The organism is Paraburkholderia sp. RAU2J (assembly GCF_003634845.1).
Lineage (GTDB): Bacteria > Pseudomonadota > Gammaproteobacteria > Burkholderiales > Burkholderiaceae > Paraburkholderia > Paraburkholderia fynbosensis.
Genome location: NZ_RBXG01000001.1, coordinates 449,224 through 469,352 on the forward strand (window position 1 = coordinate 449,224; position 20,129 = coordinate 469,352).

The following is a 20,129-nucleotide window of genomic DNA, read 5'->3' on the forward strand; positions in this document are numbered from 1 at the left end:
TCACCGTGCGAGGATCAGGCTGACGTTGCTGCCGCCAAACGCAAACGAATTGCTCATCACGTATTGAGCGCCTGCGCCGCGCGACAGGAAGCGCTCGCTTTCCACGAGGTCGAGCGCCGGCAATGCGGGATCGGCCTCGCCGTCCCACACGTGACGCGGCAGTGGCACGTCGTCGCGTGCGAGCGTGAGCCACGCGAAGCCAAGTTCGGTGGCGCCCGCCGCGCCGAGCTGGTGGCCGGTCAAGGGCTTGGTGCCGCTCGTCGCGACGCCGTCGGGAAACACGCGCGCCATCAGCTTCGCTTCCATCTCGTCGTTCTTGCGCGTGGCGGTGGCGTGCAGATTCACATAGTCGAGCGCGGACGGTCCGATGCCCGCATCGGCGAGCGCTTCGCGCAACGCCAGCTCGGCACCCGCGCCCTGCGGGTCTGGCGACGAAATATGATGCGCGTCGCTCGATTCGCCGAGGCCCGCGAGACGCACGGCCGCTTCGTCGCGGCTCATCAAAAACACGGCCGCGCCTTCGCCGACGTTGATCCCGCAACGGTTCACGCTCATCGGATTAGTGCGCACGCCGCTGGTCGATTCGAGCGACGCGAAACCCTGCACGGTCAATTCGCAGAGCGAATCGACGCCGCCCACCACCACCGCATCGCACAGTTGCAATTGCAGCAAACGCCGCGCCGACGCGAAGGCTTTCGCGCTCGACGTGCACGCGGTCGAAATCGTGAAGGCCGGCCCTTGCACACCGAGCGCGGCGGCGGCGAACGGCGCGGCGGTGCCGATCTCCATCTGCCGGTAGTTGAAGTTCTCGGGCAACTGGCCCGCCTGCGCGTGGTAGACGAACGCGGCTTCGGCCGCCTCGATGCCCGACGTGCTGGTGCCGAGCACCACGCCGATCCGGTGAGCGCCGTAACGCTCGCGCGCGGCGTCGATGGCGGGGGCGATCTGCGCGAGTGCGGCCAGCAGCAGACGGTTGTTGCGGCAGTCGTACCGCACGAGGGCAGCGGGCGGCGCAAGATCCAGCGGCGCAAGCACGCTGCCGGCAAACGCGTCGCCGATGCCGGTATGCACGTTCGCCATGCCAGGTGCGCACGTCGCGGCGAGCGCCGGCACGATCTCGTCGATGTTGCCGCCCAGTGCGTTGATCATGCCGAGCGCATGCAAATAAACCGATGGCGCCTTCATGCCACCCTCCTCGATTCCGATGGCATGCCGATCGGCGCGAGCAGCACCGAGACCGCGATGCCGAGCGCGAGCGTCGCGCCGAAGCTCTTCAGCGCGGGCATCTCGCTCATGCCGAGCATGCCGAACGACAACAGCGTGGTGGCCGCCGACAGCAGCACGCCGGTCCACACCGCGCCGAGATCCGCGTCCGCGCGCAGGCAGCCTTCGCGCAGGAACACCGCATAGTTTGCGCCGACGCCGAGCACCAGCATCAACGCGAGCCAGTTGAACAGGTTGAGCGGTACGCCCGCGTAGCCGAACACCGCGAGCGTCACGCCGACTGCGAGCGCCACCGGCAACGTGGTGGCGATGCCGCCGCGCAGGCCGGCTGCCAGGGAGACCGTTTGCGAAGCGTCGGACGCAGAGGCCTTGCTCCGGGCGTCCACCGAAGAGGCTTCACGTTGCGTGGGCGCGAGCCGAGCGTCGGGTCGCGCGGCCCATAAAAGCTCTTGCTCTGAGGCGTTTTGCAACACGGTTTTCTGCGGAGTGTGCCCCAAGGCGGCTTCATTCGAAGCGCTACCGAAAGAGGCTTTCTTCGGCGCGTATCGCACGGTCAGCAATACGAGCACGAGTGCAAGCGCCCCGCCGAGCCACCAGCCGCTGTCGACACGATACGCGCCGAACAGTTTCGACACGCTCGCGGCCTTGTCGACGAACGCGACGCCCGGCACGCCTTGCGCGAGCGCGTTCAGTGCGGGCGCGTTGTGCGGCGTCACGCCTTGCGGGATCACGACGGCCGCATAGGTTTTCGCGGCCGGGCCGACTTCGCCGAGCCACAAATGCCGGTACGGTTGCGACCACGGCGTGGCCAGCCAGCGCTCGACGGTGAGCGGCGCTTGTCGCTTCGCGTAAGCGGCGAGCCACGCATCGGCGACTTCGTCCTTGAAGCCCGCTTGCAGCAGCGTCGCGCGCAATGCAGCGGGATCGTTGAACACATGCTGCGCGAGCAGCGCGCGGTCGTCGTTCTGCCGCTGTGCCGACGGCACGAATTGCGCCACCGACTGATAACCGCCGACCTGGTTCGGCGTACCGTTCAAGCCGTCCAGTTTCGCGCCCAACGCTTCGGCGCGTTGCAGCACGACTTCCGGCGTCGCGCCGCGCACGACGAAAAACTGCGCGCTGTTATCGATGCCCACCGCATCGCGCACCTTGTTCTCCTGCGCGACGAGCGACGGGTCGCGCTGGATCAGCAGATGGATATCATCGTCGCTGGTCAGGCGCAGCCAGCCGGGAATCGCGGCGATCAGCAACAACACCGCCACGCCCCATGCGCGCCGTCCGCCCATCGCGCGATGCCAGAGCGTCAGCAAGCGTGCGGCACCCGCGAACACGCGTTGCGGGCTGCGCTTCGGCGCGCGGGTCAACAGCGTGGGCAACAGCGACAGCACGGACGCGAACGCGGTCGCGATGCCGACCATCGCGAAGCACGCGATCTGCTTGAGCGCGGGGAACGGCACCCACAGCAGGATCGCGTAGCCGAGCAGGCTCGTCAGCAACGCGACCGTCAGCGCGGGCCGCACCGTGCGCGCGCCGCGCCGTGCGTCCCAGTCGCGCTGCGCGCCGAGATACACGACGAAGTACTGGATCGAATAATCGACGGCCTCGCCGATCAGGCTCGCGCCGAACACCAGCGTCAGCAGATGTAGCTGGCCGAAGACCAGCAGCGTGGCCGCGAGCGCGCAGACTATGCCGAGCGCCGTCGACACGAAGCCGAGCAGCAACAGACGCGGCGAGCGGAATACCCACATCATCAGCAGCGAGATCCCGCACAGCGACGCGACGCCGATCAGATGCACTTCGCGCTCGGACGCGCTGCGCGCCGACTCCGCGTAGAACACCGCCCCGGTGCGCGCTACCGACACATCGGGGAACGTCTGCCGCAACGCGCTTTCGCCCTGGACGAGCGCCGCGTGCACCGCGCGCTGCGTTTGGGTTTCGTACGCGGAGCCCGGCAATGTCGCGACGATCAGCACGCTGGTCGCGGCCCCGCGATGCGCCACCAGCAGGTTGTCTTCGATGTCGAGGTTCGACGTCGCGAGCGGCAGGCCGCCAAGCCAGCGTTCGAGCCAGCCGAACGGATCGTCGGCGAGCGACGTGGTCAGGCCGCCGTGTAATGGGCTGTAGATGCGTTGGGCGAGGGTGTCGCGCAGGGTCGAGTTGGCTGCGAGTGCTGCATTTTCTGAGGCCGCCCCTCCAGCCAGCGCCGCGCGATCGGCCGGCGTCAACAAGCCAAAGCGATAGGGCATGTACAACGCAGCAATCTGCGCGAGATCGAACGGCGGCAACTCCGCCGTCACCGAGCCGAACGCCCCGCTCTTTTGCAACGCCGCGCCAAGCTGCCTCGCCGCCGCTTTCGCGTGCGCGTCGTCGTTGCTCGTGACGAGGAGCACCGTGCGGTCGCCGAGCGCGCTCGCCAGCGTGTCGAGCGCTTTTTCGGCGACCGGGTCCGCCTCGGTGGCGGGCAGAAGCGCGAGCAGATTGGTCTGCAACGGCGACGGCCCCGCGAAGCGCCACGCGCAATACAGCGCCGCGATCAGCGCGAGCAGCAGCCACGCGGCGCGCACGCCCCACGTCCGTTTCGCGGACCGCTGTTGCGGCATGTGTCGCACGTCCCGTATATTCATTACGGCGCTCCGAGCAGGCTACCTTCAGCCGCCGTCGGTTCGCTCACCGCCGTACTCCTGGTGAACTCTAGCTTCGTCACATCGCCGTTTGCCAGCGTGATGCGCAAGCTTTGCAGATAGTCGCCGCCCTCCATCTCCAGACGCTTGATCGATTGCGCGATCTGCGGCTGATTCGGCGTCAGCTGCATGCGCCATTGCGCGGCGCTGCCTTCGGCCTGCACGTCGAATTGCGAGTACAGCGCCGACAGGTCACCGCCGAGCATCGCGCGCATCATCTTCGAGACCTGCGCGACGCCGCGCGTGCCTTGCGCGCCGTGGGCGTTCACACGCCGACCGGTGGCGTCGATCTGCACGACGCCCGCGTCGGTGATCACATAGGCGGCCTTATACGGCGTGTCGATCTGCCAGAGCACGCCGCGCTCGCGCAGGAACAGCAGCGAGCCGTTGCTGACGAGCGGCTGTTTCATTGCGGCCAGTGTCTGCGTCTGCGTGAACTGCGCGCGCACCCCCTTGGCCTGGGCGAGGTGCGCGGCGATCTGCGAAACGAGCGCGGGGTTGCCGGCGGGTGCGGTGGCTGCCGCCGTTGCCGCCGTTGCGCTCACGGCTGGTGCCGGCCATGCCGTCACGCCAACCACGCCGATCAGGCTCGACATGCTCACCGCGCTCACCATCAGCGCACGCAATGTCATCGTCCCCATACTCGCTCCAGCTTGTCGAACACGACCGGTGGCGAGACGAACTGCAACTCCTGGGTCGCGGCATCGACCGCGACCTGGATCGTATAGCCCTTCGTCAGTCGCGTGCCGGATTCGCAATCGACGATTTCATAGCCTATTTTCAGACGATTTTCGTGTTCGAGCAGTTGCGTGCGCACATCGAGCTTCTGACCGTAGACGGCCGGGCGCACGTACTTCAGATGCGCCTCGACGATCGGCCACAGATAGCCCGACGCCTGCATCTCGCGGTAGTCGTAGTCGAACGCGCGCAGCAGCGCTGCACGGCCGATCTCGAAGTACTTCAGATAGTTGCCGTGCCAGCACACGTTCATCGCGTCGACGTCGTGAAACGCCACTTCGACCGTCGCGCTCGCGCTCAGCACTTTCGGCGTTGCGCTCATGCATTCGCTCCCTGACGATAGTCGTCGAGCAGCTCGCAGGCGGCGATGCGCGCGGTCAATGCGCGCAGCTCGCTCTCCAGCGCCCGGTCCTCGGCGACGAACGGCGACACCGCGCCCACCTCGTCGATAAACCGCCGCAGCGGCGCAGGCACCGGCGTCGCGCCGTCGATCCGCAACCGCAGCCGCGCGGCCTGCACCGTCGCGAGCGTATGCGCGGCGGCCACCTGTTCAGTCAACTCCAGCACGCGTAAACAGTCGCGTGCGGCGATCGTGCCCATGCTGACCTTGTCCTGATTGTGCGACTCGGTCGAGCGCGAAAAGACGCTCGCGGGCATCGTGTTCTTCAACGCTTCCGCAGTCCATGCCGACGACGAAATCTGCACGGCCTTGAAGCCGTGATTGATCGCGGCGCGCGCGGCCTCGGCGCCCGACAGATTGCGCGGCAAGCCGTTGTTGAAATTCACGTCGACCAGCAGCGCGAGTTGCCGGTCCATCAGATCGGCGAGATTCGCGAGCGCGACCTTCAGCGCATCCATCGCGAACGCGATATGCCCGCCGTAGAAGTTACCGCCGTGCAGCACGCGCCCGTTGTCGGGATCGATCAGCGGATTGTCGTTGGCGCTGTTCAATTCGTTCTCGACGTCGCGGCGCACCCACGTCAGCGCATCACGCGCGACGCCGATCACGTGCGGCGCGCAACGAATCGAATACCGGTCCTGCAGACGATGCCCCGGCGTATCGTCGCGGCCCCTCAGATCGTCGCGAATCCATGCGGCTGCTTCGGCCTGGCCCGCGTGCGGCTTCACCTCGAACAGCGTCGCGTCGAAATGCGCGGCGCGGCCGTCGAGCGCGACGGTCGAGAGCGCCGTCAAACGCGCGACGAGCCGCGTCAGATGATTCGCGCGGACAAACGCGAGACAGGCGAGGCCTGTCATCACCGCCGTGCCGTTCATCAGCGCGAGGCCTTCTTTCGGTGCGAGCGTGAGCGGCGCGAGGCCGAGTTCGGTCCATACGTCACGCGCATCGCGCAGCGCGCCGTCGAACTGCACGTCGCGTTCGCCGGCAAGTGCCGCCGCCACATACGACAGCGGCGTCAGATCGCCGCTCGCGCCAACCGAGCCTTCGGCCGGAATGCGCGGCAACACGCGATGATTGATCAGATCGGCAAGGCGTTCGAGCAACACCGGACGCACGCCGGAAAAACCATACGCGAGCGAGTTCAGGCGCGCGGCGATCACCGCGAGCGTTTGTGCGTCGTCGAGATACTGGCCCATACCGCAGCCGTGATAACGCATCAGTTGCAGCGGCAACGCTTCGACCAGTTCCATCGGCACGTCGACCACGCAGGCGTCGCCGTAACCGGTGTTCACGCCGTAGACGGTCGCGCCCGCGGCCAGATGGCGGCGCAGAAAATCCGCGCCGCGCTGGATACGCGCGCGCCATGCCGGGTCCGCGCTTAGCGCGACCGGTGCGCGCTGCCGCGCTATCGCGACGACCTCTTCGATCGTCAGTTGGCGCGCGCCGATCACGACCGCCGCGGCGGGTCGATTCACCCCGGCTTGCGTGTTCGTGCCGGCTTCGCTCAGATCATGTTCGGCCATTCGCGCCTCGCTTGGGGCTGGCCCAGAAATCGAAGAAGTTGAACCATTGATAGGGAGCCTTGCGGCAATAATGTTCGAGACGTGCCGCGTAACGCTGCGCCCACGTGGCGAGATGCTGCGCGCGTTCGCGGCGCGGCAATTCGATGCGTTCGGCGAACGGCTCGAAATACAGACGATAACCGTCGTGCTCTTTCAGGCAAAAGAACAGGTAGACCGGGCAGCCGAGCGCGTGCGCGAGCACATACGGACCTTGCGCGAACGGCGCGCTCGCGCCGAGAAACCGCGCATCGGTGGTACGGCCCGCTTCGTGCGCGGGCACGCGGTCGCCGACGATCACCAGCAGCTCGCCGGCATCGACGCGCTGCTGCATCAGCATCGCGGTCTCGGGACCGAAGTCGCGGACTTCGAGCAGATGCCGCGAGAACTCGCTATTGGCCGACGCCAGCACGCTATTGAAGCGGCGCGCGTGCTCCGTGTAGACCACGGCGGTGACCTTCGCGTGAGCACCGTGTGCGGCGAGCGCGCGGGTCATCTCCAGGTTGCCGAGATGCGCGCCGATGACGAGTGCGCCCTTGCCGCTCGCCACCAATGCTTCGAACGCCGAACGATCTTCGAACGTCACGTCCGAGTCATCGAAGCGGCCGGACCACGCGGCGAGTTTGTCGAAACCCGACTGCGCGAACGCCAGCATGTGGCGATACGCGGACAACCAGCCCGGGCGCGGCGTTTCGTCTTGCGGCGCGGCCGCGCCGAGATGCCTGAAGTAAGTGCCCGACGCCTCGCGCGCGGCGCGTCCCGTCAGCAGGAAGTACGCGACGACCGGATGCAGCCAGAGCCCGGTGAAACGGCGGCCGAACAGCTTGCAACTGAGCGCGAGCAAGGCCATGCCGAGGTGGCTGCCGCGTTCGGCGATCCGCCACCAGGCCTCGTCATCCGGTTCATCGCGTTGTTGTGCTTCGCTCGGCGCATCCAGGGGCGCGGCGCGGCGCGGCATCAGCTTGTGCGCAAGCAGCATCGGCAGACGCCACAGCATGCCGAACACGAGCCGCGTGTGGCTGCGGCTGATGCGCACGTTGTCCCACAGCACGTCGAAATGCGACACGCCGTCGGCGGCATAGGTGACGCGCGTCGGAATCGATCGGAACGCCGCGCGCCGCCAATGCAGGCGCACGAGGATCTCGATGTCGAAGTCCATGCGCGTGGGCAACGGCACACTGTCGATCAGCTCGCATGCGAGCGCCAGCGGATAGAGACGGAAGCCGCACATCGAGTCGCGGATCGTCAGCGACAGCGTTTCGATCCACACCCACACGTGCGTCAGATAGCGGCCATAGAGGCGCGCTTTCGGCACGCTCTCGTCGTAGACCGGGCGGCCGAGAATCACCGCGCGAGGCTCGGCGCGCGCGGCGTCGATGAAACGCGGCACGTCGGTCGCATCGTGCTGGCCGTCGGCGTCGATCTGCAATGCGTGGGTGTACCCTGCCTCGCGCGCGGCGCGCAGCCCCGCCATCACCGCCGCGCCCTTGCCGCCGTTGACAGGCAGCCGCAACAGCGCGAGTTGCCCTGCGTACTGTTGCGCGAGCGCGGCGAGCACCTGCTGGGTCGCGTCGTCGCTGCCGTCGTCGACGACGAAGATCGGCAGGCGATGCACCGCGAGATGCGCGACGCTCGCGCCGATCGCGTCCTTGTGGTTGTAAATCGGAATGACGACGCAGGGAGCGAACTTCATCACCCGGGCTCCCGATAGACGATCACGCCCGACGCGCATTCACGGCCGTCCAGCCGGTACGCGAACTGCACGCGCCGGCGTGCGGCGTCGTGGGCCAGCGTGAGCTTGAGCACCGCGCCCGGCGAAACCGGCGCCATGAACTTGAGCCGATCGATCGACGCCACCGCACGCACGGCCGGCAGATGATCGGCGGCAAGGCGAACCGCCCAGTCGACCTGAACCACGCCGGGCAGAATTGGCAGCCCCGGGAAATGGCCGGCGAAATGCACGAGCGTGGGCGGCACGCGCAGTTCGTAGTGCAGCGTGTCGCCGCTGTGCGCCTGGGTCAGCGCTTCGGCCAGCACTTCGATACCTTCGGCGCGCGCGCCGAAAGCGGCCGCCACCGCGCTGACCGGCAGCTTGCCGCGCGCGTCGAACGGCAAGCTCAGCCGGAAACGCCAATGACGCGGCAGCACCACCACGTCGACATAACCGGCGAGATGCCGGCGCAAGGTTCGCGCGAGCAGCACGCGGCCTTCGTCGCGCAAGGCTACGCTGCCCGCTTCGGTCAGTGCGACCAGCGCGCCGACGCGTTCGCGCGACGCGCCGGCCAGCGGCACGAGCGCCGCTTGCGCGACATACGGATGCAGCGCGAGACGCGCTTCCAGCTCGGGCAGCGACACGCGTTTGCCGTCCAGCTTCAGCACACGGTCGAGCCGGCCCTGCAGACGGAAGCGGCCGTGCTCGTCGCAGGCGATCTGATCGTCGGTGCGGTGCCAGCCGGAGTGACCGAGATGCGGCGAGCGCACGTTCAACGCGCCGTCTTCATCGCGGCGAATTTCGATGCCGCTCACCGGTTGCCACGCATCGGTCCGATCCTGACGCCGCCACGCGATGCCGCCCGTCTCCGTGCTGCCGTAGATTTCGAGCGGCGCAGCGCCGTAAGCCGCGGCGTAGGGCTGCGCGGCATCGAGCGCGAGCGGGCCGCCCGACGAAAAGAAGGCGCGCGGGGCCGGCAGCAACGACGCGAAGCCGGGCAACGCGGGCCAACGCGACAACTGCGCGGGCGTCGAGACGACCACGGTTGCACCGCATTGCTCGATGCGGCTCTGCAAATGCAGCGGCTCGACGCTGATCGCACGGTCGAACGCGCGGCCGGCCGCCAGCGGCCAGAACACGCGAAACAGCAAACCGTAGATGTGATGATGCGGCACGCTCGCAAGCATCGTCGCGTCGCCGACCAAAGCGCCCCACTGCTGCTCGAGCGTGTGCACTTCGGCGTCGAACTGCGCGAGCGTCTTGCGGATCGGTTTGGGGCTGCCGCTGCTGCCGGACGTGTAGAGCGTCAGCGGAGCTTGTGGGTCGATGCAGTGTCCTGTGCCGACGGTTGCGCTGGCGTCTGCGCCCGCTTGCCGCGCGAACGGCGGCAGATCCGCATCGCTCAGCATGGCATCGTAGGCGTCGGCGAGATCAGCGAGATAGCCGGGCGTCGCGTTGGCCGGAATCACCGGTTCCTTGCCGCACGCGAATAGCGCGAACAACGCACAGGCGAAGTCGAACGGATCGTCGATACACAACGCGTAGCGTTGCGCGGCCTGCGTTTGCACCCGTGCGATCCATGCCGCGACGCGCGCGCGAAATGCCGCGCGATCGAGCACCTCGCCGCCGTCCCGGCACACCGGCGTGTTCCACGAAGCTTCCCCGCAAGCCGAAAGCAGATCATGCAACGCGATCATGCCGCCTCCGAACGCGCGGCTCGCGGCAACACGACCAGATAACGCCAGATGAGTTCGGCCACGAGCAGCACGCCGATCAGTCCATAGGCAATTGCGCCGTTATACAACGACCAGCTCGCGCGGCTCCAGTACAGCGCCGTGTAGGCGGAGAACGCGCCGTTCAGCACGAAGAACGCACACCACACCTGCGTCACGCGCCGCGTGTGATGGACCGCCGCGGGCGGCAGATCGGGATTGCCGAGGCGCGCGAATTTCTCGATCATCGACGGGCCGCGCACGAGCGTCGCACCGAACGCGATCAGCAAACCGAGATTGACGAGCGACGGGTAGAGGCGCAGCAGCAGTTCGCTATCGGTGACGACGATCGCCGCCGACGCGACACTCAGCAAGCCGACCACGCTCCAGTCGAGCGCCGACAGACGCCGCAGCGAAGCGGCGACCGGGCCGCTGCCGGCCCAGCGCTGCAGCCACAGAATCGCCAACAGCATGCCGCCGACGAGGCGCGGCTCGTCCCAGCGCCACGCGCACAGAATCAGCGCGGGATACGCGAGCTTCAACAGCACCTGCACGACGGTCTTGCCCCAATGGCGCTCAGTGCCGGGCGTCGCCACGGCAGCGTCCGGCGGCGCCGCTGCCACCCGCGAGCGCGCGAGCGGCATCAGCCTTGGGCCGCCAGCAGGGATTCGACCGCAGCGATCACGTCGCCGACGGTGCGCACCGATTTGAATTCTTCCGGCTTGATGCGGCGGCCGGTCATTTCCTGCAGTTTGATCGCGAGGTCGACGGCGTCGATGCTGTCGAGATCGAGGTCTTCGAACAGATGCGCGTCGGGCGTCACCCGTTCGGGCTCGATGGCGAAGTTCTCTTTGAAGATCGCGCGGATGCGTTCAAGAATCTCTGCGTCGGACACGGTTTACTCCCCCTTCTTTGCGGTTTCGTTCGCAGCGTGCGCCGCTTCGCGCTGACTCTCGACCAGCGCCGCTAGCGTGCTGATCGAGCGAAAATGTTCGCGCGTGCGTTCGTCGTTGGCCGCGATGGTCAGTTGGTATTGTTTGCGCAGTACGATGCCGATTTCGAGCGCGTCGATCGAATCGAGACCGATGCCGTCGGTGTCGAACAGCGGGGCATCGTCGTCGATATCGGCCGGGCTCAGGTCTTCCAGATCGAGCGCTTCGATCAGAAGCTGTTTAATTTCCAGTTTTAAAGAATCCATAATCGAACAGGTGCCGGGTAATGTGGGCTTCGACGGCGCTCGTCACGCTGCGCGCCGCCAGAGCCGGTGCCGTGTCATGGGCCGCGAACTGCTCGACGCCGAGCGGATCGAGCACGTTCACGCGCATCCGGAACGCGCGCGCGGGCACGTCGTACCAGCGCATCTGCCGGGTGAACGCGGGCGGATCGCAATCCATCAGCACCGGCACGATCGGCGCGCCGACCTTCAGCGCCATGTGCGCGAAGCCGCGCGAAAATGCGTGCAGCCGGTTCGGCGCGGGACTGCGCGTGCCTTCGGGAAAAATAATCATCGTGTAGCCGGCCGCGAGTTGCCGTGCGCCCGCTTCGATCAATTCGGTGGGGTCCGCGTTGCTGACGTATTCCGCCGCGCGCACGATCCCCCAGAAACACGGGTTGCGCCAGTGCGCGTTCTTCACGACGCAGCAGGCGCGCGGCGTGAGCGACAGCAGCACCATCACGTCGAGGTAGGTCGGGTGATTCGCGACCACGATCGCCGGGCCGCCGGCGCGCAGCGCGTCCGATCCCGACACGTCGAGTGCCATCACGCCGATGCGCCGCAACGCAGCGATCAGCGCGCGGAAAAACCAGTGGATCACGCCGCTCACCGCCCGCTGCCGCGACACGCGATGCGGCCACAGCCATGCGAGCGGAAACACCAGCACGGAAAACAGCATGCCGCACACGCCGAATATCACGAAGGCCACGCCGGTCGCGCAAAAACGCCACAGATAATCAAGCCGCGCGGTCATGCCAACTCCAGTGCCAGATGATGCCGGCGCGCTGCCAGCATGCAGGCTGGCCGGTTTCGAGGCAGTGCAGCAACGCCTGGCTTTGGGTCGCGAAGGACGCGGGCGCGGGGGTTGGAGCGATGCCGGTGCTTGCGCCCGCGCCCGGGTCGATGCCGGTTTCGCCGGGTTCGGTTGCGCCGGCTTCGCTTACGCCGCCGAGCCGCCCGGACGTCTGATCACCGGCGGCGCGTGACAGGGAGCACACCATATGCCCGGTCGCCGCCTCGCTGTCGAGCAGAATGGCGAGCGCGCCGCCCTGCACTTCGTCTTCGATCGTGCCGTAGGCGGCGTCGGCCGGTTCGTCGGCGTACACCAGCAAGACCGGCGAGTCGGACTGCGTCGCGTATTGCGCGTGCGCTTCCAGCAGCGCGTAGCCGAGTGTTTGCGCGCCGGCCGAAATCGCGCTGGCCGCCGAGCGGTCGCCGCGCGCGATACCGAACACACCGGTCATGGCGTTCAGCACCGACAGGCTGAAGGCGGTCGGCGAAACCGGTTCGCCAGCGCTGATGCTGCGCAGGATGTCGGTGGTGCGGCGCAATTCGCCATGCCGCGACGCGAACACCACCCGCACCGCGTCCTGCGCGACGCAGTCGTGCGCGACCTTCAGCGCGACTTTCGACAGCGTGCTCAGACGACGCCGCACGATCGGCTCGATAAAGCCAATATCGGGTGCGGCAGATGCGGTGGCCGGCCAGCTAGACCAGCGACCGACCGGAATGGTCCAGTGCAGATCGGGCATATCGGTGCTTGCGCGTTCAAACGGGGGAGAGGCTCAGGCGCCAGACGGAACACAAATCGTCACGGCCTGCACGCGCCGCGCGGATCGGCGATCTCCAGCCGGTGGGCAATTTTCTTATAGGGTCGCGCATTAACGGCACTTGGCCCTAATTGTTAGAGGCCTGTGACGTTTAGTCAGATGAATCGTCCGAGGCGCTCCTGGTCGCCGGAATCATACTGAATATTCTGGATTAAATCAGCCACAAAAGACGTATCCATCTGTATCCGTATCGCCGGTGCGACAGGTGGCTGAACCGCGCCGAACCGCCGGATCGACATTTGCGCTCCGCGCCGCGATCCCGCTGAAAGTCCCTTCCGGTATGTTTCGGTTCGAGCCGGCGGCCCGGTCGAAAACGCGCGATCTGCGCGAATACTTTCATTCGACTTTCTTCAGAGGTGTTTCAGATCCGAACATTTGCACACAGGCCAAGCGTTATGGCGGGCCTGGTATGCGATAAACATCCCGGGCTCAACCCGCTCATCGCCGATCCGCCTGAGCAAACGCCGCGGCCGCCGCGCAGCCCGCTCGCGCAATCAGACACATCCCTGCCTGCTGTACTCCGTCGCTCATTGGGGAGTAGCCGCCCCGCGCCATGTCCGCACCGCTGTACCCGGTGCGTCGAACGTGCGGTTCGCGGGGGCGCCTGTCAACAGACTTGGCCTGCATGGCCATGGCAGCCGTAGCCTCTGGCCTGGCGAGACCGATGATCCAGACGCGCCGCAACAGGGCCCGGCGTGTCGTGGGTCGTGGGTCGTGGGTCGTCGCTCGTTCACATCTCGGCCCGAAAAACCCCACAATCGTGAATCACGCTTTTCTCATTTCGACCGGAGCGGTCGCGCTCGCCGAAATCGGCGACAAGACACAACTGCTCTCGCTCGTGCTCGCGGCCCGCTACCGCAAACCCGTACCGATCATTCTCGGCGTGCTAACCCGCGACCCTCATCAATCACGCGGGTGCGGGTGCGCTCGGTGCCTGGCTCGGCTCGCTGGTGACGCCAACCATCATGCGCTGGGCGCTGGCCGCCTCGTTCATCGCGATGGGCCTGTGGATCCTTGTGCCGGACAAGCTCGACGAGGACGAAGCCAACACGAACCGCACGCACTTCGGTGTCTTCGGCGCGACCGTGGTGGCGTTCTTCATCGCGGAAATGGGCGACAAGACGCAGATTGCGACGGTCGCTCTCGCCGCGCGCTTTCACGATTTCTTCGGCGTGGTGGCAGGCACCACGCTCGGCATGATGATCGCCAACGTGCCGGCGATCCTGCTCGGCGACCGCTTCGCCCACCGCCTGCCGACCGGGCTCGTGCACGGCATCGCGGCAGTGCTGTTCGTGGTGCTGGGGGCGATGGCGTTGTTTGGCGTCGGCGTTGAGGCGGCGCTCGGGCGACGTCTGTGCGGTCTTCGGGCGGCACTGCGCGCTCGGGTGCGTCGCACTAGCGTTGCGCTTCGCTGCATCGGCCAGCCTGTAAAACTCCAGATCGCGTGAGACGTTTTGCTTCTCACGACTGCACAAACAGAACGGCCCGGCAGGGATAACCCGCCGGGCCGCTCTTTTTGCGCTTCAACCTGCGCCACGCTGCCCGTCACCTACTCCGCCGCCTTGGCGCCCGACGCCGGAGCCGGCACCGCGGCCGGCGCGCCGCCGTTCGCGACCACTTCGTTCGCCGGGCCGCCGCCTTGGCCGCGCGGAATCTTCACCGTATGCACAGCGCCATTGCCGAGCGGGAAATCGGCCAGCGCGCTGCGCGCCAGATACGGCATCGCCCTCACCAGCGACGACTCGCCGCCCGAGTTGCGGGCCGTCACGTTGTAGACCTCCTTGCCGGTCGCGCGCTCGGTGATCCGTATGCCCAGCAGATGCGTGAAAATCGGATAGGTCTGGTTCACATATGTGGCCGGATACGGACCCCACGGTCCCCACGGATCGAACGGGCGGCCCCAGTACGGCGACGGCCACGGGTTGTAGTACACCGGTTCAGCAACCGTCACCATGTCCGAGCGGATGCCGTACGAGAGTCCGACCAGATAGCGCGCTTGTGCGCCGTCGACTTCACGGAACGCGTGCGCCGCGAGTTCGCTGGCGACCATGCGCTCGTAGGTGGCGAGTTCGAGATTGCTCTGCTGATCCGGCGCCCGCGTGAACGCGAAGGTGCGGGTGGCGTCGCTGCCGCTCCAGTCGGAGAATGCCGTGACCTGAGTCGTCACGTAGGTCGTGCAGCCGGACAGGAGCACCGCCAGCACGGCCAACAGCAGCGTGGCGCGGCGGGTCCATCGATCGATATTCATGGTCTACCTCGTGAGGCCTTTGAATTGCCCATTATCGCCAGTGATGACCGGCTGCGTCGAACGTGCACGCGGCTTTTTCACGCGCGGGTGCCCGATAAGACGCTGACCCCGCGAGCCGGTAAAAAGTTCGCTCCGCACGATTGCCCGAGGCTTTGTACAATGGCCCGACCAGCCCGGCTTGCGTGCCCTTCGCGCGCCTGACCGCTCGAGTACCAACACTACAGAACGCCATGGCCGATACCGCAACGCCCAATGTGATCCGCCGCGCCGATTACGCGCCGCCCGCCTTCCTGATCGACACCGTCGCGCTGGAGTTCGATCTGGTCCCCGAACGCACGATCGTCAGGAATACGATGCGCGTGCGCCGCAACCCGGAGGCGTCCCGCGCCGCGCATCTCGAACTGATGGGCGAGCAACTGGAGTTCGTCGGCGCGCAAATCGACGGCCAGCCGTTCGCCAACGCGCATGCGCACGAGCACGGACTGCTGCTCGACAACGTGCCGGACAGCTTCGAACTGACGCTCACCAGCATCTGCAATCCGGCCGCGAACACCACGCTGTCGGGCCTCTATGTATCGGGCGGCAACTTCTTCACGCAGTGCGAGGCCGAAGGCTTTCGCCGCATCACCTATTTCCTCGACCGCCCGGATGTGATGGCGACCTTCACGGTCACGCTGCGCGCGAGCCAGGCCGACTATCCGGTATTGCTATCGAATGGCAATCTGCTCGAAGAAGGCGAGTTGCCGGACGGCCGCCATTTCGCGCGCTGGGAAGATCCGTTCAGGAAACCTAGCTATCTGTTCGCGCTGGTCGCGGGCAAGCTGGTCGCACTCGAAGAACGCGTGAAGAGCGGCTCGGGCAAGGAAAAGCTGCTGCAGGTGTGGGTCGAGCCGCACGATCTGGACAAGACCCGTCACGCCATGGATTCGCTGATCCATTCGATCCGCTGGGACGAAGAACGCTTCGGGCTCGAACTTGATCTGGACCGCTTCATGATCGTCGCGGTGAGCGACTTCAACATGGGCGCGATGGAGAACAAGGGGCTCAACATCTTCAACACGAAGTACGTGCTGGCGAACCCCGAAACGGCAACCGACACCGACTTCGCGAACATCGAGGCGGTGGTCGGCCACGAGTACTTCCACAACTGGACCGGCAACCGCGTGACCTGCCGCGACTGGTTCCAGCTGAGCCTGAAGGAAGGCCTGACGGTGTTCCGCGATCAGGAATTCTCGGCCGACATGGCCGGCGGCGCGACGCACGAAGCCGCGCGCGCGACCAAGCGCATTGAGGACGTGCGCGTGCTGCGCCAGATGCAGTTTGCCGAGGACGCGGGTCCGATGGCACATCCGGTGCGTCCGGAAAGCTACGTCGAAATCAACAACTTCTACACGATGACCGTCTACGAGAAAGGCTCGGAAGTCGTGCGGATGTATCAGACGCTGTTCGGCCGTGACGGCTTCCGCAAGGGCATGGACCTGTACTTCAAGCGCCATGACGGCCAGGCCGTGACCTGCGACGACTTCCGCCACGCGCTCGCCGACGCGAACGGCCGCGACCTCGCGCAGTTCGAGCGCTGGTACAGCCAGGCCGGCACCCCCCGAGTATCCGTGCGCGCCCAGTACGACGCCGTGCAGCGGCGCTACAGCGTGACGCTGCGCCAAGGTTACGGCGACGCTCAGGCGGCCGCGCGCGAAACGCAAAAAGGACCGCTGCTGATTCCGTTTGCGATCGGCCTGATCGGCAAGGACGGCACGGATTTGCCGCTCAAGCTGGAAGGCGAAGCGAAGGCGTCGGCCGCCACCACGCGCGTGCTCGAATTCACGCAAACCGAACAGACCTTCACGTTCGTCGACGTCGCGCAGGAGCCGCTGCCGTCGCTGCTGCGCAATTTCTCGGCGCCGGTGATCGTCGAATACGACTACTCGGCGGACCAGCTCGCGTTCCTGCTCGCGCACGACAGCGATCCGTTCAACCGTTGGGAAGCCGGCCAACGGCTCGCCACTCGCGAGCTGATGGCGCTCGCCGGCCGCGCGGCCTCGGGCGTGCCGCTGCAACTCGAGGACTCGGTGGTCGCCGCGTTTGCGCGCGTGCTCACCGACGAAACACTGTCGCCGGCGTTCCGCGAACTCGCGCTGATGCTGCCGTCCGAAGCGTACCTGGCCGAGCAGATGGCCGAGTCGAATCCGGCGGCCGTGCATGCCGCCCGGCAGTTCGTGCGCAAGCGTCTCGCCAATGCGCTCAAAAACGACTGGCTCAAGGTGTATGAGCAGCATCGCACGCCGGGCGCCTACGAGGCGACGCCCGAGGCGGGCGGCCATCGCGCGCTGAAGAATCTCGCACTGTCGTATCTCGCGGAGCTGGACGATCCTACCGAGGCGGTGCGCCTCGCGTCCGCGCAATACGACGCGGCGAACAACATGACAGACCGCGCGGCGGCACTCTCTGCGCTGCTCAACGCGGCTGCCGCCAACGGCGGCAGCGTTCAGGCGCAGCAGGCGCTCGACGACTTCTACCGGCGCTTCGAAAAGGAGCCGCTCGTCATCGACAAATGGTTCGCCTTGCAGGCCACGCAGCGCGGCAGCGCGCAACGTCCGGTGATCGACATCGTGCGCAAGCTGATGACGCATCCGGCCTTCAATCTGAAAAATCCGAACCGCGCGCGTTCGCTGATCTTCAGCTTCTGTGCGGCGAACCCCGCCCAATTCCACGCCGAAGACGGCTCGGGCTACGCGTTCTGGGCCGAGCAGGTGATCGCGCTCGATGCGATCAATCCGCAAGTGGCCGCCCGCCTCGCCCGCTCGCTCGAATTGTGGCGCCGCTTCACGCCGGCGCTGCGCGAAGGCATGCGCGCGGCGCTGGAGAAAGTGGCGTCACAGGTGAAGTCGCGCGACGTGCGCGAGATCGTGGAAAAAGCCTTGGCCTGATCGCCGCCTGACAGCCGCACTCGCTTCGACAAGCCGGCACGCGTTGCCGGCTTTTTTTCGTCCTGAGTTTGCGCCGGCGTCCGTACTTGGCGAAGTAGGCGTTAGCCATCTGGACGACTGTTTGTCTGACGCCGGCGGGGCGAAAGCAAACGCATTCTCTTAACGGTTTGCGGTTAACGCAATGCGTTATATGTTCCCTATGATCACGACATTCGGCGACAAAACTACTGCGAGAATCTTTCAAGGCAAGTTCGTGCACTCATGCCGCGTCACGTCCAGACGCTCGCACGCCGCAGGCTGCTGATGATCGATGCGCAGACTCCATCATGAGTCTGCGCGCGCCGCCCAGTAACCGGCTCGAGGCCTTGCAAGACCAGCGCAGCGGGCAGTGGAGCATCCGCATCAATGCGCGATGGCGCATCTGTTTCCGCTTCGTCGCCGAGGAGGCTCTGAATGTCGAGATTGTCGACTATCACAGATTATTGGGAGACCGGCATGGTCATCAAACGCTCCGCGCTGAAGAGCATCGATTTCTCGGGCATCGATACCGGCGACACCATCCCCGGGATCCATCCGGGCGAGATTCTGCGCAGCGAGTTCCTCGAACCGCTCGGCATGTCCGTCAACGCGCTCGCGCTTGCGCTGCGCGTGCCGGCGCCGCGCATCAACGACGTCGTACGCGGCAAGCGCGCCATTTCGGCCGACACCGCGCTGCGGCTCGAGCGCTATTTCGGCGCGAGCGCGCAATTCTGGCTCAACCTGCAGATCGCCTATGACCTGCGCATCGCCACCGCGGCAGCCGGCGAGCAGATCGAACGGGAGATCGAACCGATGCCCCGGGCGAATCGCCCGAAAATGCCGAAAGTGTCGGCCGAGCATGCCCGCGCAGCAGCGCTCGCGGTCAGCGTGAGGGGCAGCCGCACCGCCGGCAAAGCACGCCGCAAAGCCTGATGACGCCCGCGCCGCACAGCGCCGGCCGCATCAACGCGCGCTCTTCGCGCTTAAAAGCACAGAGCAGACACACCGAGCGGGTAAAATCGGGATATTCCTCTAGCCTTCCCGGAGTACAGCAATGGCTTTGCAACGTCGTACCACTCTCACGAAGTACCTGATCGAGCAGCAGCGCGAGACCAATAACCTGCCAGCCGACCTGCGCCTTTTGATCGAAGTCGTCGCGCGTGCATGCAAGGCGATCAGCTACCACGTCAGCAAAGGCGCGCTCGGCGATGCGCTCGGCACCGCGGGCAGCGAGAACGTGCAGGGCGAAGTGCAGAAGAAGCTTGACATCCTGTCGAACGAAATCCTGCTCGAAGCGAATGAATGGGGCGGCAACCTGGCCGGCATGGCGTCCGAGGAAATGGAACAGTTCTTCCCTATTCCGGCCAACTATCCGAAGGGCGAATATCTGCTGGTGTTCGATCCGCTCGACGGCTCGTCGAACATCGACGTCAATGTGTCGATCGGCACGATCTTCTCGGTGCTGCGTTGCCCGGACGGCCAGCAGCCCACCGAGCAGTCGTTCCTGCAACCGGGCACGCAACAGGTCGCCGCGGGTTATGCGGTGTACGGTCCGCAAACCGTGCTCGTGCTGACCACGGGCAATGGCGTGAACTGCTTCACGCTCGACCGCGAGCTTGGATCGTGGGTGCTCACGCAAAGCGACATGCGCATTCCCGTCGAAACGCGCGAGTATGCGATCAACGCGTCGAACGAGCGACACTGGTATCCGCCGGTCGAGCAATACATCGGCGAATTGAAGGCCGGCAAGGATGGTTCACGCCAGAGCGATTTCAACATGCGCTGGATCGCGTCGATGGTCGCGGACGTGCACCGTATCCTGAGTCGTGGCGGCATCTTCATGTACCCCGCTGACAAGCGCACGCCGGACAAGCCGGGCAAGCTGCGCCTGATGTACGAAGCGAACCCGATGGCGTTCATCGTCGAGCAGGCGGGCGGCGCGGCGACCAACGGCGAAAAACGCATTCTGGACATTCAGCCGAAAAGCCTGCACGAGCGCGTAGCGGTATTCCTCGGCTCGAAGAACGAGGTCGATCGCGTCACACGCTACCATCTCGAAATAAAAAAATGAGTTAGGGGGCTTGCCAA

General features: G+C 66.0%; 16 protein-coding genes, 2 pseudogenes and 1 riboswitch. Of the genes and pseudogenes, 5 read left to right on the forward strand and 13 right to left on the reverse strand.

Annotation, left to right across the window (positions count from 1 at the left end; all coding sequences use genetic code 11):
* Genes B0G69_RS02040 through B0G69_RS02095 form a run of 12 tightly spaced genes read right to left on the reverse strand, consistent with a single transcriptional unit; the run spans position 1 to position 12,770 of the window.
* Positions 1-1,185 carry a beta-ketoacyl-[acyl-carrier-protein] synthase family protein gene (locus B0G69_RS02040; RefSeq protein WP_121315431.1) on the reverse strand — a complete coding sequence of 395 codons (1,185 nt, stop codon included), beginning with the start codon at positions 1,183-1,185 and terminating at the stop codon, positions 1-3.
* Complete coding sequence (locus tag B0G69_RS02045; protein ID WP_241991256.1) at positions 1,182-3,848, reverse strand: MMPL family transporter; 2,667 nt, start codon at positions 3,846-3,848, stop codon at positions 1,182-1,184. The genes B0G69_RS02040 and B0G69_RS02045 overlap by 4 nt, the downstream gene beginning before the upstream one ends.
* The gene (locus B0G69_RS02050; protein ID WP_121315433.1) at positions 3,848-4,546 is read right to left on the reverse strand and encodes an outer membrane lipoprotein carrier protein LolA; all 699 of its coding nucleotides are present in this window, start codon (positions 4,544-4,546) and stop codon (positions 3,848-3,850) included. The genes B0G69_RS02045 and B0G69_RS02050 overlap by 1 nt, the downstream gene beginning before the upstream one ends.
* On the reverse strand, positions 4,534-4,965 hold the full coding sequence (locus tag B0G69_RS02055; RefSeq protein WP_121315434.1) for a thioesterase family protein: 432 nt from the start codon (positions 4,963-4,965) through the stop codon (positions 4,534-4,536). The genes B0G69_RS02050 and B0G69_RS02055 overlap by 13 nt, the downstream gene beginning before the upstream one ends.
* Positions 4,962-6,566, reverse strand: a complete 1,605-nt coding sequence (locus B0G69_RS02060) for an aromatic amino acid ammonia-lyase (protein ID WP_121315435.1) — start codon at positions 6,564-6,566, stop codon at positions 4,962-4,964. The genes B0G69_RS02055 and B0G69_RS02060 overlap by 4 nt, the downstream gene beginning before the upstream one ends.
* Positions 6,553-8,295 carry a glycosyltransferase family 2 protein gene (locus B0G69_RS02065; RefSeq protein ID WP_121315436.1) on the reverse strand — a complete coding sequence of 581 codons (1,743 nt, stop codon included), beginning with the start codon at positions 8,293-8,295 and terminating at the stop codon, positions 6,553-6,555. Before B0G69_RS02065 ends, B0G69_RS02060 begins: the two co-directional genes overlap by 14 nt.
* Positions 8,295-10,010 (reverse strand): AMP-binding protein, encoded by a 1,716-nt coding sequence (locus tag B0G69_RS02070; protein ID WP_121315437.1) that lies wholly within the window; start codon positions 10,008-10,010, stop codon positions 8,295-8,297. The genes B0G69_RS02065 and B0G69_RS02070 overlap by 1 nt, the downstream gene beginning before the upstream one ends.
* A complete protein-coding gene (locus B0G69_RS02075; protein WP_121315438.1) occupies positions 10,007-10,669 on the reverse strand; it encodes a hypothetical protein in 663 nt (220 codons plus the stop codon). The genes B0G69_RS02070 and B0G69_RS02075 overlap by 4 nt, the downstream gene beginning before the upstream one ends.
* Positions 10,669-10,920, reverse strand: coding sequence for an acyl carrier protein (locus B0G69_RS02080; RefSeq protein ID WP_121315439.1), 252 nt, complete (start codon positions 10,918-10,920; stop codon positions 10,669-10,671). The genes B0G69_RS02075 and B0G69_RS02080 overlap by 1 nt, the downstream gene beginning before the upstream one ends.
* Positions 10,921-10,923: 3 nt before the next feature.
* Positions 10,924-11,223, reverse strand: a complete 300-nt coding sequence (locus B0G69_RS02085) for a phosphopantetheine-binding protein (RefSeq protein WP_121315440.1) — start codon at positions 11,221-11,223, stop codon at positions 10,924-10,926.
* On the reverse strand, positions 11,198-11,992 hold the full coding sequence (locus B0G69_RS02090) for a lysophospholipid acyltransferase family protein (RefSeq protein ID WP_121315441.1): 795 nt from the start codon (positions 11,990-11,992) through the stop codon (positions 11,198-11,200). The genes B0G69_RS02085 and B0G69_RS02090 overlap by 26 nt, the downstream gene beginning before the upstream one ends.
* Entirely contained in the window at positions 11,976-12,770 is a 795-nt protein-coding gene (locus B0G69_RS02095; RefSeq protein WP_121315442.1) for a beta-ketoacyl synthase chain length factor, read from the reverse strand. The genes B0G69_RS02090 and B0G69_RS02095 overlap by 17 nt, the downstream gene beginning before the upstream one ends.
* Positions 12,771-13,368: 598 nt before the next feature.
* Positions 13,369-13,525, forward strand: a riboswitch (yybP-ykoY riboswitch).
* An 83-nt stretch (positions 13,526-13,608) separates the two neighbouring features.
* On the opposite strand from B0G69_RS02095, the pseudogene B0G69_RS02100 reads away from it, so the two are divergent.
* Positions 13,609-14,179 (forward strand): annotated as a pseudogene (locus tag B0G69_RS02100) (TMEM165/GDT1 family protein); the annotation flags it as partial.
* Positions 14,180-14,397: 218 nt separating this feature from the next.
* On the opposite strand, the gene B0G69_RS02105 reads toward B0G69_RS02100, so the two are convergent.
* A complete protein-coding gene (locus B0G69_RS02105) occupies positions 14,398-15,096 on the reverse strand; it encodes a DUF4136 domain-containing protein (protein ID WP_121315443.1) in 699 nt (232 codons plus the stop codon).
* A 230-nt stretch (positions 15,097-15,326) separates the two neighbouring features.
* Between B0G69_RS02105 and pepN the strand changes: the two genes are divergently transcribed.
* From pepN to B0G69_RS02125, 4 genes and pseudogenes are all read left to right on the forward strand, one after another.
* Positions 15,327-18,023, forward strand: coding sequence for an aminopeptidase N (pepN, locus tag B0G69_RS02110; RefSeq protein WP_121315444.1), 2,697 nt, complete (start codon positions 15,327-15,329; stop codon positions 18,021-18,023).
* A gap of 199 nt (positions 18,024-18,222) precedes the next feature.
* A pseudogene (locus B0G69_RS02115) lies at positions 18,223-18,499 on the forward strand (type II toxin-antitoxin system RelE/ParE family toxin); the annotation flags it as partial.
* A 19-nt stretch (positions 18,500-18,518) separates the two neighbouring features.
* Positions 18,519-18,974, forward strand: coding sequence for a HigA family addiction module antitoxin (locus tag B0G69_RS02120; RefSeq protein ID WP_121315445.1), 456 nt, complete (start codon positions 18,519-18,521; stop codon positions 18,972-18,974).
* Positions 18,975-19,095: 121 nt separating this feature from the next.
* Positions 19,096-20,112, forward strand: a complete 1,017-nt coding sequence (locus tag B0G69_RS02125) for a class 1 fructose-bisphosphatase (protein ID WP_121315446.1) — start codon at positions 19,096-19,098, stop codon at positions 20,110-20,112.
* The last annotated feature ends 17 nt before the right edge of the window (positions 20,113-20,129 follow it).